At 46.7% G+C, this 15,340-nt stretch carries 20 protein-coding genes and 1 tRNA gene; 14 read left to right on the top strand and 7 right to left on the bottom strand.

Annotation, left to right across the window (positions count from 1 at the left end; genetic code table 11):
- Positions 1–40: 40 nt before the first annotated feature.
- Positions 41–430, top strand: a complete 390-nt coding sequence (gene tssD, locus LQ567_RS12415; protein WP_231004832.1) for a type VI secretion system tube protein TssD — start codon at positions 41–43, stop codon at positions 428–430.
- A 96-nt stretch (positions 431–526) separates the two neighbouring features.
- On the top strand, positions 527–922 hold the full coding sequence (gene tssD, locus LQ567_RS12410) for a type VI secretion system tube protein TssD (protein WP_231004831.1): 396 nt from the start codon (positions 527–529) through the stop codon (positions 920–922).
- Between the two features lie 455 nt (positions 923–1,377).
- Here the strand turns inward: tssD (LQ567_RS12410) and LQ567_RS12405 are convergent, their stop codons facing one another.
- The 7 genes from LQ567_RS12405 to LQ567_RS12380 all read right to left on the bottom strand — a co-directional run bounded on the left by LQ567_RS12405 (position 1,378) and on the right by LQ567_RS12380 (position 5,070).
- A complete protein-coding gene (locus tag LQ567_RS12405; protein ID WP_262909599.1) occupies positions 1,378–2,139 on the bottom strand; it encodes a sulfite exporter TauE/SafE family protein in 762 nt (253 codons plus the stop codon).
- 23 nt (positions 2,140–2,162) lie between these two features.
- Complete coding sequence (locus LQ567_RS26275) at positions 2,163–2,414, bottom strand: GIY-YIG nuclease family protein (protein WP_394800373.1); 252 nt, start codon at positions 2,412–2,414, stop codon at positions 2,163–2,165.
- Positions 2,415–2,538: 124 nt separating this feature from the next.
- A complete protein-coding gene (locus LQ567_RS12400) occupies positions 2,539–2,835 on the bottom strand; it encodes a GIY-YIG nuclease family protein (RefSeq protein ID WP_231004829.1) in 297 nt (98 codons plus the stop codon).
- Between the two features lie 124 nt (positions 2,836–2,959).
- Entirely contained in the window at positions 2,960–3,256 is a 297-nt protein-coding gene (locus LQ567_RS12395) for a GIY-YIG nuclease family protein (RefSeq protein ID WP_231004828.1), read from the bottom strand.
- A gap of 19 nt (positions 3,257–3,275) precedes the next feature.
- A tRNA-Ser gene (locus LQ567_RS12390) sits at positions 3,276–3,362 on the bottom strand.
- A 193-nt stretch (positions 3,363–3,555) separates the two neighbouring features.
- Entirely contained in the window at positions 3,556–4,320 is a 765-nt protein-coding gene (locus LQ567_RS12385) for a TatD family hydrolase (protein ID WP_231004827.1), read from the bottom strand.
- Positions 4,321–4,455: 135 nt separating this feature from the next.
- Positions 4,456–5,070 (bottom strand): polysaccharide deacetylase family protein, encoded by a 615-nt coding sequence (locus LQ567_RS12380; RefSeq protein WP_231004826.1) that lies wholly within the window; start codon positions 5,068–5,070, stop codon positions 4,456–4,458.
- A gap of 166 nt (positions 5,071–5,236) precedes the next feature.
- On the opposite strand from LQ567_RS12380, the gene LQ567_RS12375 reads away from it, so the two are divergent.
- The 12 genes from LQ567_RS12375 to LQ567_RS12320 all read left to right on the top strand — a co-directional run bounded on the left by LQ567_RS12375 (position 5,237) and on the right by LQ567_RS12320 (position 15,332).
- Positions 5,237–5,491, top strand: a complete 255-nt coding sequence (locus LQ567_RS12375) for a hypothetical protein (RefSeq protein WP_231004825.1) — start codon at positions 5,237–5,239, stop codon at positions 5,489–5,491.
- A 4-nt stretch (positions 5,492–5,495) separates the two neighbouring features.
- Positions 5,496–6,416 carry a PstS family phosphate ABC transporter substrate-binding protein gene (locus LQ567_RS12370; RefSeq protein ID WP_231004824.1) on the top strand — a complete coding sequence of 307 codons (921 nt, stop codon included), beginning with the start codon at positions 5,496–5,498 and terminating at the stop codon, positions 6,414–6,416.
- Positions 6,417–6,475: 59 nt separating this feature from the next.
- Entirely contained in the window at positions 6,476–8,236 is a 1,761-nt protein-coding gene (locus tag LQ567_RS12365; protein ID WP_231004823.1) for a tetratricopeptide repeat protein, read from the top strand.
- A 116-nt stretch (positions 8,237–8,352) separates the two neighbouring features.
- Positions 8,353–8,745: an NADH-quinone oxidoreductase subunit A gene (locus LQ567_RS12360; RefSeq protein WP_231004822.1), complete on the top strand. Its 393-nt coding sequence runs from the start codon at positions 8,353–8,355 to the stop codon at positions 8,743–8,745.
- Positions 8,746–8,817: 72 nt separating this feature from the next.
- Positions 8,818–9,399, top strand: coding sequence for an NADH-quinone oxidoreductase subunit B (locus LQ567_RS12355; RefSeq protein WP_231004821.1), 582 nt, complete (start codon positions 8,818–8,820; stop codon positions 9,397–9,399).
- A gap of 123 nt (positions 9,400–9,522) precedes the next feature.
- Positions 9,523–10,026, top strand: a complete 504-nt coding sequence (locus LQ567_RS12350) for an NADH-quinone oxidoreductase subunit C (RefSeq protein WP_231004820.1) — start codon at positions 9,523–9,525, stop codon at positions 10,024–10,026.
- Positions 10,027–10,098: 72 nt separating this feature from the next.
- The gene (locus LQ567_RS12345; RefSeq protein WP_231004819.1) at positions 10,099–11,319 is read left to right on the top strand and encodes an NADH-quinone oxidoreductase subunit D; all 1,221 of its coding nucleotides are present in this window, start codon (positions 10,099–10,101) and stop codon (positions 11,317–11,319) included.
- Positions 11,320–11,345: 26 nt separating this feature from the next.
- Positions 11,346–11,843, top strand: a complete 498-nt coding sequence (locus tag LQ567_RS12340) for an NADH-quinone oxidoreductase subunit NuoE family protein (RefSeq protein ID WP_231004818.1) — start codon at positions 11,346–11,348, stop codon at positions 11,841–11,843.
- Between the two features lie 11 nt (positions 11,844–11,854).
- Positions 11,855–12,274: a VOC family protein gene (locus LQ567_RS12335; protein WP_231004817.1), complete on the top strand. Its 420-nt coding sequence runs from the start codon at positions 11,855–11,857 to the stop codon at positions 12,272–12,274.
- Positions 12,275–12,310: 36 nt separating this feature from the next.
- Positions 12,311–13,672 (top strand): NADH-quinone oxidoreductase subunit NuoF, encoded by a 1,362-nt coding sequence (gene nuoF / locus LQ567_RS12330; protein WP_231004816.1) that lies wholly within the window; start codon positions 12,311–12,313, stop codon positions 13,670–13,672.
- Positions 13,673–13,762: 90 nt separating this feature from the next.
- Positions 13,763–14,143, top strand: a complete 381-nt coding sequence (locus LQ567_RS12325; protein ID WP_231004815.1) for a GxxExxY protein — start codon at positions 13,763–13,765, stop codon at positions 14,141–14,143.
- 43 nt (positions 14,144–14,186) lie between these two features.
- Positions 14,187–15,332 carry a 2Fe-2S iron-sulfur cluster-binding protein gene (locus LQ567_RS12320; RefSeq protein ID WP_231004814.1) on the top strand — a complete coding sequence of 382 codons (1,146 nt, stop codon included), beginning with the start codon at positions 14,187–14,189 and terminating at the stop codon, positions 15,330–15,332.
- Positions 15,333–15,340 lie beyond the last annotated feature (8 nt).

Below are 15,340 nucleotides of genomic sequence, written 5' to 3'. Positions count from 1 at the left end.
GTTTTTATACTTTTTATTTTTTAACCTAAAATGTACAGTTATGTCATTTAAAGCACAATTGGAGGTAGCAGGCAAAAAGGTCAATGTCCTCGACATGAACTACGCGCTGAACCAGGAAACCGATGCAACGGGTCGTCCGTCTTCGATCACCCGTGGCGGAAAAATCACCCTCACCGTTGAATCGACCGGTGAAACCAACTTCTTCGAATGGATGTGCAACAATTTCGAAAGAAAAGATGGGAAGATCGTGTTCACTAAAAGAGACTCGGATGCCACTATGAAAGAGCTAAACTTCAAGGAAGGATATCTTGTGCAGTATCGGGAAAACTTCAATTCCACCAGTGATAATCCCATTACAGAAACATTTACCATTTCTGCAAAAGAAATTTCAATGGGAAATGCTTCTCATGTAAACCAATGGGCGGTTTAATACCGGGCCTGAACTCCTTAAGCTGGATCAGCTTTTATCTCTAATCGAATCATAACCCGGTCTGGCTAACGGACCGGGTTATTTAAACTGTTATCTATGTCATTTCTAGCAAAATTTACGGCCGATGGCGAGGAGCTGACGGTGCTCAGTTGCCGTTTCCGGTTTTCACAGGAAACCGACCGTACCAACCGGCCCACCTCCATTCCGATGGGGGGCGTGATCGACATTACCATTGAAAGCAACGGTGATACCAATCTGTTCGACTGGATGATCAGCTCCACACAAACAAAAAGCGGCGAAGTGGTATTTTACAGGCGGGATAGCATGAGCAAACTAAAAACACTAAAGTTTAGCGATGCCCATTGTATCGATTACCAGGAAGAATACAATCATGACGGTGATTATCCCATGCAGATTTCCATGCAGCTCAGTGCCAAGGAAATTAAGCTGAACGATTCCACTTACAAAAATAACTGGCCGGACGAAGCGTAACGGATCAGGCCTCTTTTGTAAAAGTACCGGACTGAATGGTTTTCAGGGGGTACTTTTTTTATATCCTCCGGATGTGGATCGGGATGATATAAGCGCAAAAATCCCGGGGCTGAGCAAATTAGATCCGCTAATAGGAACAACTGGCCGGATGACGCGCACCGACGTTCTTTTATAAGTGTTCGATTGAATGATTTTCAGGCGTGCCTTTTTATATCCTCCGGATGTAAATGGGAATGATGGGAATGGTGCAGACACAAATCCCGAAGGGATGAAATAATTCTAAAACAGCCTCAAAGAACAGCCCGAAACCCTGCAGGGGTAATCGGAAACCATCGCAGTTATCCGGAGAGCCAGCACAAACATGGCTTGATGGCCAAACGTTCACAATAACCGATAATCTTTCGATGTTGAAAGTTCCATTTCACTAAGTAAAGCAGCTTCCGGCAAAAAACACTTTACCGGCTAAAGAACAGCTCTTTGGTAAGTATAAAAATACCCATCAGGAAAATAAACCATCCGAAAACCGGCTTCAGCTTGTAGGTGTCGATCCGGTTGGATAGATAGAGTCCTGCAAACATACCGGTGATTGCGGTGGCAGACACGGTAACCAGGATCCGTTTGTCAAACACCACATGGTTCACAAGGTCGCCGATAAACCCACTGAGCGAGTTAATGGTAATAATAAGCAGGGATGTGGCGATGGCATGCCGCATGCTCATACCGCCATAGAAAATCAGAACGGGTACAATCAGAAAACCTCCTCCCGCGCCCAGGAAACCCGTCACGATTCCAATGAGTAAGCCCAGTAGTACCAGGCGGCTGATCGAAACCTGTCCTGAAACAGTTGATGGAATGGGCTTCCGGATCATCGAAAGCGAAGCACCCATCATAAGCAGGGCAAACAATACCATCATTGCCATATGCTTGGTGATGATAAGACCCCGGTCAAAAATCACCTCGGGAATGGCCGGCAGGAGATACTTGCGGGAAAGCAGCAGGCTGATGATCGAGGGAATTGCAAAATAAAGCGCCTCCCGGAGTTTCAGGTTCCCAAACCGGTAATGTTTCCTCACAGCGATAGCCGAAGTAATGCCTACAATAAACAGGGAGTGGGTGGTGGCATGTTCCGGTGTGAGCCCAAAAAAATATACCAGTATCGGGATGGCTAAAATAGAACCGCCGCTGCCGATAAGTCCTAACGACACACCAATCAACAATGAGCATATATATCCGGTTACTTCTAGCAGATCCTGAAAAATTTTCCCAATATCGGAAGAATATCCGGTTCGAAAAAGCAGCCTACCGGGGCAGTAGGTTTCAAGTTTGAAGTTTGCAGTTTAAAACTCAATGAGTTGAGGTCATCAAAATGCTTAGCCATGCGCCTGTCCAAGTCATTGCATTGACCTATATAAAAAGAGGCATCTTTCCCGCTCTGCAAAATATAGACAAAATAAGGCAAGGTTGTTCCAGGGTTAAAATAAAAAAAGCGCATTGATCATCAATGCGCTTTGCGGAGACGGCGAGATTTCCCGAAATCGGGACGATACAGTTTCCCGTATACACACTTTCTCCCGCCAATGCGGGACTCCTTCAACCACTTCAATATTAACGAAGATCTATTGCCAGTCCTTACTCCAATTTTCAATTAGTTGCAGAATGAACTTTCTGCTTTTCATTTTTTTGATCTGACGCTCTCTCTTGATGGCATCAGCGCGTAAGGGAAAAACTTCAAAATAAACCATTCTAAGCGGTCTTTTAGATGCGGTGTATTTGCTGAATCCATCAAAGTGCTTAGACATGCGCCTGTCTAAATCATCACATTGACCTATATAAAAAGAGGCATCTTTCCCGCTCTGCAAAATATAGACAAAATAAGGCAAGGTTATTCCAGGGTTAAAATAAAAAAAGTGCATTGATCATCAATGCGCTTTGCGGAGACGGCGAGATTTCCCGAAATCGGGACGATACAGTTTCCCGTATACACACTTTCTCCCGCCAATGCGGGACTCCTTCAACCACTTCAATATTAACGAAGATCTATTGCCAGTCCTTACTCCAATTTTCAATTAGTTGCAGAATGAACTTTCTGCTTTTCATTTTTTTGATCTGACGCTCTCTCTTGATGGCATCAGCGCGTAAGGGAAAAACTTCAAAATAAACCATTCTAAGCGGTCTTTTAGATACGGTGTATTTGCTGAATCCATCAAAGTGCTTAGACATGCGCCTGTCTAAATCATCACATTGACCTATATAAAAAGAGTCATCTTTCCCGCTCTGCAAAATATAGACAAAATAAGGCAAGGTTATTCCAGGGTTAAAATAAAAAAAGCGCATTGATCATCAATGCGCTTTGCGGAGACGGCGAGATTCGAACTCGCGATACAGTTTCCCGTATACACACTTTCCAGGCGTGCTCCTTCAACCACTCGGACACGTCTCCATTTTTATAACTTCATCTTCTTCAATCAAAGAGCCTAATAAATTTCGGGGCTGCCCCCTTACATCAATTCGTGATAGCGTTTCTTCCGTATACACACTTTCTCCCGCTGTGCGGGACTCCTTCAACCACTCGGACACGTCTCCAAAAAATCCCGGTATCCATCGGAAGGGCTGCAAAAATACGGGATCTGACGCTATAAAGCGAATAATTTTTTTGCATTGGCGGTAGTGATCCGTGCGATTTCTGCAAGGTCTGTTCCGGTCACCTCGGCCAGCTTTTGCGCGATCAGCGGCAGATATGCCGGTTCATTCCGCTTTCCACGGTATGGTACAGGAGCCAGATAGGGCGCATCTGTTTCCAGGATGATATGCTCTAACGGTACCTCTTTTAACACCTGATCCAGCCCCGCTTTTTTAAAGGTAAGCACACCCCCGATCCCCAGGTAAAAACCGGCATCGATGATCGCCTTTGCCTGGTCCAGGCTGCCTCCGAAGCAGTGGAACACGCCGCGTAATCCCCGGGATGTATGTTTTTTGATGATCTCCAGGCAGGCATCCGTCGATTCCCGGCTATGGATCACCAGGGGCAGCGCATATTCCAGGGCCCATTCGATTTGTTGTTCCAACGCGGCTTCCTGTTGTTCTTTAAAGCTCAGGTCCCAGTAAAAGTCCAGTCCCGTTTCTCCAATGGCAATAAAGGACCGCTCTTTTAGCAGCGTTTCAATTTTTTGAAGTTCCTCCCTGAAATTCTCTTTTACAGAAACCGGGTGCAGTCCGATCATACTCAGGCATTTCCCCGGATAGTCTGCTTCCACCTGCAGCATGGAAGGATGGGTTTCACTGTCGATGGCCGGCATCAGGATCGCATCCACGGAGGCATCAAAAGCCCTCCGGATCATTTCGGCCCGGTCGGTATCAAATTCTTTACTATAAATATGAGCATGCGTATCTATCAGCATTATTCAGGGTTGTTAAATTGGCAATATTAACCAATATTTTTTTGACAAAGTGTTGAAAACAATCTACCTTCACCCCTAAGTTTTCATAGGGTACGGATTAAAAATCGGGCTTGGGTGTTCACCCGGGCCCTGTTTTTACCACAATTTCTCCGGCAGCGCTTCAAAAGAAAATCCTTTTCCTGAAAAATATTCAAGCATCCGGGGAAGCGCAAAAGAAAGGTTTTTAAAGGCTTTTTCGCTGTCGTGGAAAACCACAATGGAACCATTGCGCGTATGTTTCAATACATGATCCAAACATTTTTCGGGCGCCAGGCTGCGGTCAAAGTCGCCACTTAACACATCCCACATAATTACCCGGAACGTTCGTCCCAAAGTGCCTTTCTGCAAAAGCCGGCCCTGTTCTTTTTTGATGCGCCCGTAAGGAGGCCGGAACAGCTCGGAGTCGATATGGCCGGCTGCCTGCAGCACGTTGCTCAGGTAAGCAGAGGTGTCCGTTTTCCACCCATTAAGATGATTATGTGTATGATTTCCAATACGATGTCCTTCATTTTGAAGTGTCCGAAATAGTCCGTTTTCTGCGATCACGTTCTTTCCTACGCAAAAAAAAGTGGCTTTTGCATTCCAGTAGCGCAGCTGCTCCAGCACGAACGGGGTGGCCACGGGGTGCGGACCGTCGTCAAATGTTAAAAAAATCTTTTTTTCCGTTGCCGGAAGATCCCACAGGTAGCGGCTGTAGAGCTTTTTCAACAACCGGGGAGTTTTTACAAAATACATACAGTTAATAAAAATAGCACTTAATTCATACAGTGGCGATTTTAACAGATACTTCACCGCATGGGGGCCTTCTGTATTATGGAATTTTAAAATTTTGTATCTAATTAGAAAAATCAATAAATTGCCGCTCCTCATCAACGATATGACTGTAAAATCAAATGAAGATTATGAAAGGCAACGGAACAAAAGAGTTGCCGGGATGCGATCGGTACTGGATTATGCCATGGGTGTGATGATCATTTTTGTGGGGGTGTTTCTGATCGTGCGGCACCAATTTGACCTGGCGTTGAACAAACGATTTCCGCCGGACACAATAGATATCCTGTTGGGAGCGTTGTTTGTAATTTATGGTGGGTGGCGGATTTACCGGGGCTACAAGAAAAATTATTTTAAATAGAGAAATGAAAGTATTGCGCCTTGTACTATTGGGCAGTGTGTTGTGGATCTTATTGTATTCCTGTGCATCGGGCGACAACCAGGCCCGGGTGCTTACCGATACTCCAAAAAAAGGCGCAATTACCATTAGCGTGGATGAATCGTTCCGTCCGATTGTAGATGCGTTGATCCAGGTGTACGAATCCAATAATGACAGCACAAAGATCCATGCACAATATAAGCCGGAAGCCGAGTGTATGGCCGACCTGTTCAATGATAGCATCCGGATGGTGATTGCCACGATAAAGCTATCGGAAAAGCAGCTGCAGTCGGTTGTGGATTCGCTGCATGTAGTGGTAAAACAATTACCGGTGGCCCGGGATGCGGTTGCGGTGATCGTAAATCCGTCATCCAGCGACACCTTATTAACAATGGGAGAGATCCGGTCTGTGCTGACAGGTAATTATATAAAACCGCTAATCCCGGTTTTTGACGGGTTGTCGGCCACCAGTACGGTAAGGTTCTTGTTAGACAGTGTATTAAAAGGTCAGAAGATCACTTCCAAGGCGATGGGAGCCAGTACCAGTGATTCGGTGATCCAGTTTGTGGCCAACAATCCCAATGCCATCGGGTTTATCGGCGTAAGCTGGATTGGCAACCAGGACGATGCGCAACAGTTAAGTTTTTTAAAAAAGGTTAAAATTGTGCAGCTGGAAAGCAGCGACAAGCCTGGAAAATATGTCTTACCGGTACAGGCTAATATCTACACCAAACGGTATCCGATGACAAGGGACCTGGTGTACATTGTAAAAGAAGGGCATAGGGGGTTAGGCACAGGGTTTGCAGAGTTTATGGCAGGTGAAATCGGGCAGTTGATTTTTAAAAGAGCATATTTGATGCCCGGACGGCGGAACTTCATCATCCGGCCGGCACAAACAAAAGAATAAAATTTAAAAAAAGGTATATTTACAACTCTATTATTTACTGGTAAAATAAAATTAGAAAAATGATCAACAAAAAAATCGGTCTTTTGGCACTTACAGTAATCCTGGGGGTAGCAGTAAATGCTCAATCCATACAGGATGGTGTAAAAGCATTATACTCGGGAAAAGTGCTGGGAGCAAAATCAATTTTTGAAAAACAGGGCGATAAACCGGAAGCTACCTACTGGCTGGTTCGTGCAGATATCGATAATCAGGACAAGGCTGGTGCGCAACAGGCACTGGATAAGGCACTGGCTGCAAAGCCCAATGATGCCTGGCTGCTGGCTGCTAAAGGTCAGCTGCAGCTGATGGACGGCAAGGCCAATGAAGCGAAACAAAGCTTTGAAGCTGCGCTTACTGCCAGCAAGGGCCGGAAGGGAAATGATCCCGAGATCCTGAATGCAGTGGGTGGGGCCATTGCTAAAGAATACAATAACATCGACAAGGTGGGTGATATCAACTACGCCGTGCAAAAACTGGAAGAAGCTAAGGCGGAAACAGAGAAAACGAAGAACAACTGGTTACGCGCCGATATTCTTACCAACCTGGGTGATGCCTATCGCAAGGCAAAACCAGGTGATGGTACGGCTGCTTTTACGGCCTATAGTGATGCGGTAAGCGCAGAACCCAGCTTTGCAAAAGCATACCTGAGAAACGGGCTGATCTTTAAATCGCAGCGGAACTATGACCTGTACCTGCAGAACATTGATAAGGCCATTGCGGCCAACCCTGCCTACGTTCCCGCTTATGATGCGTTGTACGAATATAAAATAGGTACTGGTGATTATGCCGGGGCAAATGCCGTGGCTGATAAGATCATTGCCAATTCTGACCCCAGCCCCTGGAACGACTACTATAAGGCACAAACGTTCTACCTGGAAAAGAAATATGATCAGGCTATTGCATCCGGTACCGGTATTCTGCAAAAAATGGGAGACCTGGCCAAACCCAAGCTGTACAAATTACTGGCCTGGAGCTATGTAGATAAGGGCGACGCCAAAGCGGCCCTGCCCTATATGGAAAAGTATTTCGCAAATGCGGATAAGGAAGATATGGATCCCCTGGATTTCAACCTGAAGGCAACCGTTTATGCGGCTACACCGGGTAAAGAAACCGAAGTAATGAAAGCGTACGAAGATGGTTTGAAAGCCGATACAACCATTGCCGGCAGGATAAAAATGCTGCAGGAAGGTGCTAAATTCTTTGCAGATAAGAAGCAATACGCACTGCAGGGCGATCTGTTGAGCAAAATCCTGGAGATTAAACCCAACCCTACGATCAATGATTATTTTGATGCCGGATACCGTGCATACTATCAGGGTAAGGAATATGAAAAATCCTGGAAGGTGTTTGACGCCATGCGTACTAAATTCCCCGATGTGAACTATGGTTACCTGTGGACGTTCAATAACAGCCGTGTATTTGACTCCTCCTATGCAAAGAATGTCCTGATTCCGGATGCGGAAAAACTGGTGGCATTCTCTCAAAAAGATACGGCTAGGGATGCAAAAACCAATGCCTTTAGTGCAGCCGCGGTACTGTTCCCTTATTATGTAAATGAAAAGGGCGACAAAGAAAACGGATTGAAGTATTTGAATGTGGCACTGCAATATGCCCCAAATGATAATGTGAAACAACAGGTGCAGGGCTTAATTGACCAGGTGACTAAAATGAATTCCAAACCGGCCAGCTCCTCCAAAAGCCAGACAGGAGGAACCGCCGCAGGAGCTAAAGATACCACCAGTGCCGCACCCCGAAAGGACAGCACGAGCGGTAAGCAGTAGTCTTAAATTTTTCAGATAAAAACAGCTCCGGAATTTTTCGGGGCTGTTTGCTTTTTAGCATTCAAAAAAAGGATTTGTTAAATGGTTACCTTATTTTTGCTTATTGCATAATTGAGATGATAAATTTAGCTATACAGACGAATTTAGATACATCAGGCTCCTACCTGCCCATTGGTTTACAACTGTTATTTGCGGCGGGAATGATCGTTACCCTGATGGGTGTTACCCACCTGCTGGGACCCAAAAGACGGACCTCCGATAAACTGCAAAACTTTGCCAGTGGTATCGAATCGCACGGGGAGGCGCGTCAGCCCATTGCAATCAAGTACTTCCTAACCGCCATTCTTTTTGTATTGTTTGATGTAGAGGTGATCTTTTTTTACCCCTACGCAGTCAATTTTAAAGAATTGGGCTGGGGCGGGTTTTACGCGGTTCTGATGTTTGTGGCCTTTTTCCTCTGTGGGTTTATTTATATCATCCGACGCGGAGCATTGAAGTGGGAGGATTAATGTAATAATTTGAAAATAGGTGAATGTGCCGATGGCCATTTTCAAATCTTCAAATCTTCAAATTCAAAATTTATGAGACCGGTATCATATAATATTAAGAAAAAGCCGCTGGAGGCCGATATCAGCATGGTAGACATGCCCGAGGGGCACCAGGGACAGGGTTTTTTTGCAACAACACTGGATAATGTCATCGGGTTGGCCCGTAAGAATTCCTTATGGCCCCTGCCTTTTGCCACTTCCTGTTGCGGTATTGAATTTATGGCCACCATGGGCGCTACCTACGACATTGCGCGGTTTGGAAGTGAGCGGGTGGGATTTTCACCCCGCCAGTGCGACCTGCTGATGGTAATGGGTACGATCGCAAAAAAAATGGGCCCGGTGGTAAAACAGGTGTATCTCCAAATGGCCGAACCTCGCTGGGTAATTGCCGTTGGTGCCTGCGCCAGCAGCGGGGGGATCTTCGATACCTACAGCGTATTGCAGGGAATTGACCAGGTAGTGCCGGTAGATGTATATGTTCCGGGATGCCCTCCCAGACCGGAAGCGATCCTGGACGGGTTGATGCGCATCCAGGACCTGGTGGGTAAGGAAAGCCTCAGAAGACGGAACAGCGAGCAGTATAAAGCATTATTGGAAAGTTACGGGATACAATAAATAGATTTGAAAATTTGAAGATTTGAAAATGAGACAGGATCTTGTTATTCCTGGATTTTGGAAGTTTATGATTGTGGGCCCTCATTCTCAAATTCTCAAATTAAAAATTTTCAAATTAGAATAATGGCATTGAGCAACGAATATATAAAGGAAAAGCTGGCAGCGAAATTTGGTGATCAGGTCACCGGGTTCGAAGAGCAGTATGGGGTATTAAGTTTCCGGTCAGACAAGGAACTAAACCTGAAGGTGCTGAACTTCCTGGTAGAGGAGGAAACGCTGCAGTTCGGGTTTTTGACGGATCTCTGCGGTGTGCATTACCCGGATAATAAAGGACAGGAAATAGCGGTGGTATATCACCTGCACAATATGCGGGAAAACGTACGGATCCGGTATAAAGTATTTACCAGCATTGCAAAACCTGACGTATATACAGCCACCGGTATTTTTGCGGGTGCCAACTGGATGGAACGGGAAACCTACGATTTTTACGGGGTCAATTTCATCGGGCATCCCAACCTGAAACGGATCCTGAATGTGGAGGAAATGGACTATTTTCCCATGCGGAAAGAGTATCCGCTGGAAGACCAAAGCCGTATCGATAAGGACGATGAAATGTTCGGAAGGTAAAAAAAGTTTTAAGCTTGAAGTTGGTGGTTGGTAACGCACCACAATTTTGAACGGTTATATCGAATATAGATTATGAGCGACAATGTATTATTACCGAGCGGTAGTATCGAGAAGCAGACAACTACATTAAATCTGGGTCCCACGCACCCGGCTACCCACGGGGTTTTTCAGAACATTATCGAACTGGATGGTGAAAAGATCGTTGCCGCTGATTCTACGGTGGGCTATATTCACAGGGCATTTGAGAAAATTGCCGAGCGCCGGTCCTTATACCAGATCACACCGCTTACAGACCGCTTAAATTATTGCTCGGCCCCCATCAACAATATGGGCTGGCACCTCACCTGCGAAAAATTATTAAAGGTACAGGTTCCCAAACGGGTCGATTATCTGCGCGTAATTATTATGGAACTGGCGCGGATCACGGACCACCTGATCTGCAACTCTATTATGGGGGTAGACAGTGGCGCCTATACCGGGTTCTTATATGTAATGCAATACCGGGAGCTGGTGTATGAAATCTACGAAGAGATCTGCGGTTCCCGTTTGACAACCAATATCGGCCGTATCGGTGGTTTTGAGCGTGATTTTACCAATACCGCCTTTGAAAAGATCGAGCGGTTTTTAAAGGAATATCCCGCTGTATTAAAAGAATTTGAAGATCTGTTTACCCGTAACCGGATCTTTATGGAACGCGCCATCGGAGCCGGACCTATCAGTGCTGAACGGGCGCTGAATTACGGGTTTACCGGGCCCAACCTCCGGGCGGCGGGGGTGGATTACGACGTGCGTGCGGTAGCTCCGTACAGCCGTTATGAAGAATTTGATTTTGAAGTTCCCGTTGGCTCAACCGGCGATTCTTATGACCGGTTCCTGGTGCGCAACGGCGAAATGTGGCAAAGTCTGCGCATTATTCAGCAGGCCCTGCAAAAACTGAACGACCTGAAAGGCGAGGAAGCTACCGTATATCATGCCGATGTTCCGGAATACTACCTGCCGCCCAAGAAGGATGTATATACCAAAATGGAAGCCCTGATCTGGCATTTTAAGATCATCATGGGCGAGATCAACATGCCGGCCGGTGAGGTATACAATGCCGTAGAAGGCGCAAATGGTGAGTTGGGCTTTTATTTTATCAGCGATGGCGGCCGCACTCCTTACCGCCTGCATTTCAGAAGACCCTGTTTTATTTATTACCAGGCATACGCCGAAATGGTAAAGGGTGCAATGCTGAGCGATGCGATCGTGGTAATGTCGTCTATGAACCTGATTGCAGGGGAAATGGATGCCTAAACGGAAATTAATAATAGAGCAAAAGAATGATACAGTTTTCTCAGGAACAATTGGATAAAGTGAACCGGATCATAGCCCGGTACCCGCAGGGCAAACAAAAAAGCGCCTTGCTGCCGGTACTGCACCTGGCACAGGAAGTGTTTGGCTGGCTGAGCACGGAAACAATGGACTATGTAGCAACGCTTTTGAATATTGAGCCGATCGAAGTATATGAAGTGGCTACTTTTTATACGATGTACAACCTGAAGCCGGTAGGTAAATACGTTTTCGAGGTATGCCAAACCGGTCCCTGTATGATCCAGGGAAGCGATGATATCGTTGCCTATATAGGAGAAAAGCTGGACATTAAACCCGGGGAAACCACGCCCGACGGCCTGTTTACCCTGAAAACAGCAGAATGCCTGGGCGCCTGCGGTTATGCGCCGATGATGCAGATGGGGAAATTTTATAAAGAGCACCTGACCAAAGAAAAAGTGGATGCGATCATTGCCGAGTGCAGAAGCCAGGCATTGGTAAATCAATAAATAATACAAGCATGCAGGCAATTACTCCATATCTGAATTTTAACGGGGATGCCGCCGAAGCCCTGGATTTTTATACGCAGGCGCTGGGCGGGCAGGTAGTACATCGTCAAACCTTTGGAGATACGCAGGCAGACTTTCCAAGCCCTGAATCGCATAAGGATAAGATCATGCATGCCTTGTTCAATGCAGGAGCACTGAACTTTATGGTGAGTGATTGTCCCCCCGATGTTTCGGTAACCTCCGGTTCCAATGTAAGTCTGGCATTGAATTTTGAGGATGAGGAAGCGATTGTAAAAACCTTTAATGCAATGGCTGCCGGCGGAACCATCACCATGCCGTTGCAGGATACCTTTTGGGGAGCTAAATTCGGGATGATCACGGACCGGTTCGGTGTCAGCTGGATGTTTAACTACGACAAGCCCAAGGATTAATACGGCAAACAAATTATTGAACAGGAAAACGGAGCAATGGGAATAAAATTACTTTTAGAGAACGCGCATATCGAGGACATCCGCTATTTTGATGCCTACCGTAAAAACGGGGGGTACCGCAGTGTGGAAAAGGCGTTGAAGATGGCGCCGGATGAAGTGGTGGAGGAAGTAAAGAAAAGCGGTTTAAGAGGCCGTGGTGGTGCGGGGTTTCCAACGGGAATGAAATGGAGCTTTATCGCCAAACCGGAAGGCGTACCCCGTCACCTGGTGTGCAATGCCGATGAAAGCGAACCGGGTACTTTTAAGGACCGTTACCTGATGGAGTTTCTTCCGCATCTGTTGATTGAAGGATTGATCGTTTCCAGCTATGCGCTCGGATCGAATGTTACCTATATCTATATCCGGGGAGAATATGCCTGGATCCCCGATATCCTGGAGCAGGCGATTGAGGAAGCCCGGGCCAATGGTTTTCTTGGAAAAAATATTTTAAACACGGGTTTCGACTGTGAGATCTATGTGCAGCGGGGTGCAGGTGCGTATATCTGCGGAGAAGAAACCGCGTTGATCGAATCCCTGGAAGGCAAGCGGGGCAATCCGCGGATCAAGCCTCCGTTCCCGGCCGTGAAAGGCGCCTGGGACCGTCCTACGGTGGTAAATAATGTAGAAACACTGGCTGCTGTAGTGCCCATTATCAACATGGGTGGTGAGGAATACGCAAAGATCGGGGTTGGCCGGTCTACAGGCACCAAACTCATCTCAGCCTGTGGAAATATCAATAAACCGGGGGTTTATGAAATCGACATGACGATTTCCGTTGAGGAGTTTATTTATAGTGATGAATGGTGCGGAGGTATCAAAAACGGTAAACGCCTGAAGGCCTGTATCCCGGGTGGATCATCTGTTCCTATTTTGCCCGCCAACCTGTTGCTGAAAACAGCGAAGGGAGAGTCGCGGATCATGAATTATGAAAGCCTTTCCGACGGTGGATTTGCAACTGGTACCATGATGGGAAGCGGAGGCTTTATTGTGCTGGATGAGGATCAGTGTGTAGTGAAACATACGTACACCCTTGCCCGCTTTTACCGTCATGAAAGCTGCGGTCAGTGTTCTCCCTGCCGTGAAGGAACCGGCTGGATGGAAAAATTATTACTGCGCCTGGATCAGGGGCAGGGAAAGATAAGTGATATTGATCTGTTGTGGGATATCCAGAGTAAGATTGAGGGAAATACGATCTGCCCCCTGGGTGATGCAGCCGCTTGGCCGGTTGCAGCGGCGATCCGTCATTTCAGGGATGAATTTGAGTGGCATATCACCAATGCCGCAGAAGCGCAGACCCGGAACTTTGGATTGGCGCATTATGCAGATCCGTTACCGGTGCCGGAGCCTGCTGTGGTGTAGAGTACTGTTTCTCGCAGCGAACGCAGCGAGGCAGTGACGCGATGTGTTTTTGGGGCCGATGCAAGTTTGTTGCGCGTCAGGAACAATCAGATGTTAACCGAAAATGAAATAGCAACCAAGGTTTTAGATCTTTGCTTTAAAATTCACCGGCACTACGGTCCGGGTTTATTTGAAAGTGTGTATGAGGAAATATTGTGCTTTGAATTGAAAAAAGCGGGTATCTCGTTTGAAAGACAAATAGGAATACCGTTGATTCATGAAACAGTGCGAATGGAGGTTGGATTCCGTGCGGATCTAATTGTAGAGGAGATTGTGTTATTTGAACTGAAAAGCATAGAAGCATGTACCAATGTACATTACAAACAGGTGCTTACATATTTGAAACTGACCGATCTTAAACTTGGTGTTATGGTCAATTTTAATGTAAGCCTGTTGAAGAATGAGATAAAAAGAATTGTGAATAAATTATAAAAGCTGCGTCGCTGCTCCGCTGCGTTCGCTGCGAGGAATAAATATGGCAGACGAAATAAAACAAGAACCACCTGCAAATTTTAAGGTAACCATCGATAATGTTACCCTGGAAGTGCCGCCCGGCACCACCATTTTGCAGGCCGCAAGAAGTATTGGAGGGGATGTAACACCCCCGGCCATGTGCTTTTACACACCGCTAAAGGGTAGTGGTGGTAAATGCCGTACCTGCCTTGTAGAGGTAAGCAAGGGTTCAGAAAAAGATCCGCGCCCCATGCCCAAGCTGGTGGCCAGTTGCCGTACCACCGTTATGGATGGAATGGAGGTAAAGAGCATTACCAGTGAACGGGTGATCAACGCCCGCAACAGTGTGGTAGAGTTCCTGCTCATCAATCATCCGCTGGATTGCCCCGTTTGCGACCAGGCGGGAGAATGCCACTTACAGGATCTGAGCTATGAACATGGCAAGGCCGGTACCCGCTATGAATTTAAACGGCGCAATTTTAAAAAGCACAACCTGGGTAAATACATCCAGCTGCATATGACGCGTTGCATTCTTTGCTACCGTTGTGTATTTACGGCAGACCAGCTTACCAACAAGCGGCAGCACGGGGTGCTGGACCGGGGCGATCATGCCGAGATTGCAACATATATTGAAAAATCGCTAGACAATGAATTTATCGGTAACGTGATCGATGTATGCCCGGTGGGTGCCTTAACCGATAAAACATTCCGTTTTAAAAACCGGGTGTGGTTTACCAAACCGGTAGATGCACATCGCGATTGTCCAACCTGTTGCGGCAAGGTTACGCTATGGGAGCGGGGCAATGAAGTATTACGGGTAACAGCGCGGAAAGACCAGTGGGGAGAAATATTACCTACGGAGGATGGCAAAACCGGCTGGATCTGCAACGAATGCCGCTTTGAAAAGAAAGACATCAAAGATTGGGTAATTGAAGGCCCTATGAAAGTAGCCCGGCATTCGGTAATTGGTACCAACCACTATGAGGTGCTGGACCGGCCAAAGGAAACCATCAGCGAGGTGATGGGTGGCCGCGCGCCGAAGCTGTTAATGGACATCCACAGCATCAGCGACGTGAACGACCCGGCCGTAGACCTCAGCAAGATTCCCGGACCGGCAACGGGCGCGGTCTTCAACGGAAAGAAAATGATCGAAGAAAAGAAAGATTAACAAGCTAT

It is taken from the genome of Niabella pedocola (assembly GCF_021044425.1).
In the GTDB taxonomy this organism is placed as follows: domain Bacteria; phylum Bacteroidota; class Bacteroidia; order Chitinophagales; family Chitinophagaceae; genus Niabella; species Niabella pedocola.
The sequence above is the reverse complement of the archived record's forward strand: the minus strand, read 5'-3'. Positions and strand labels throughout refer to the sequence as shown.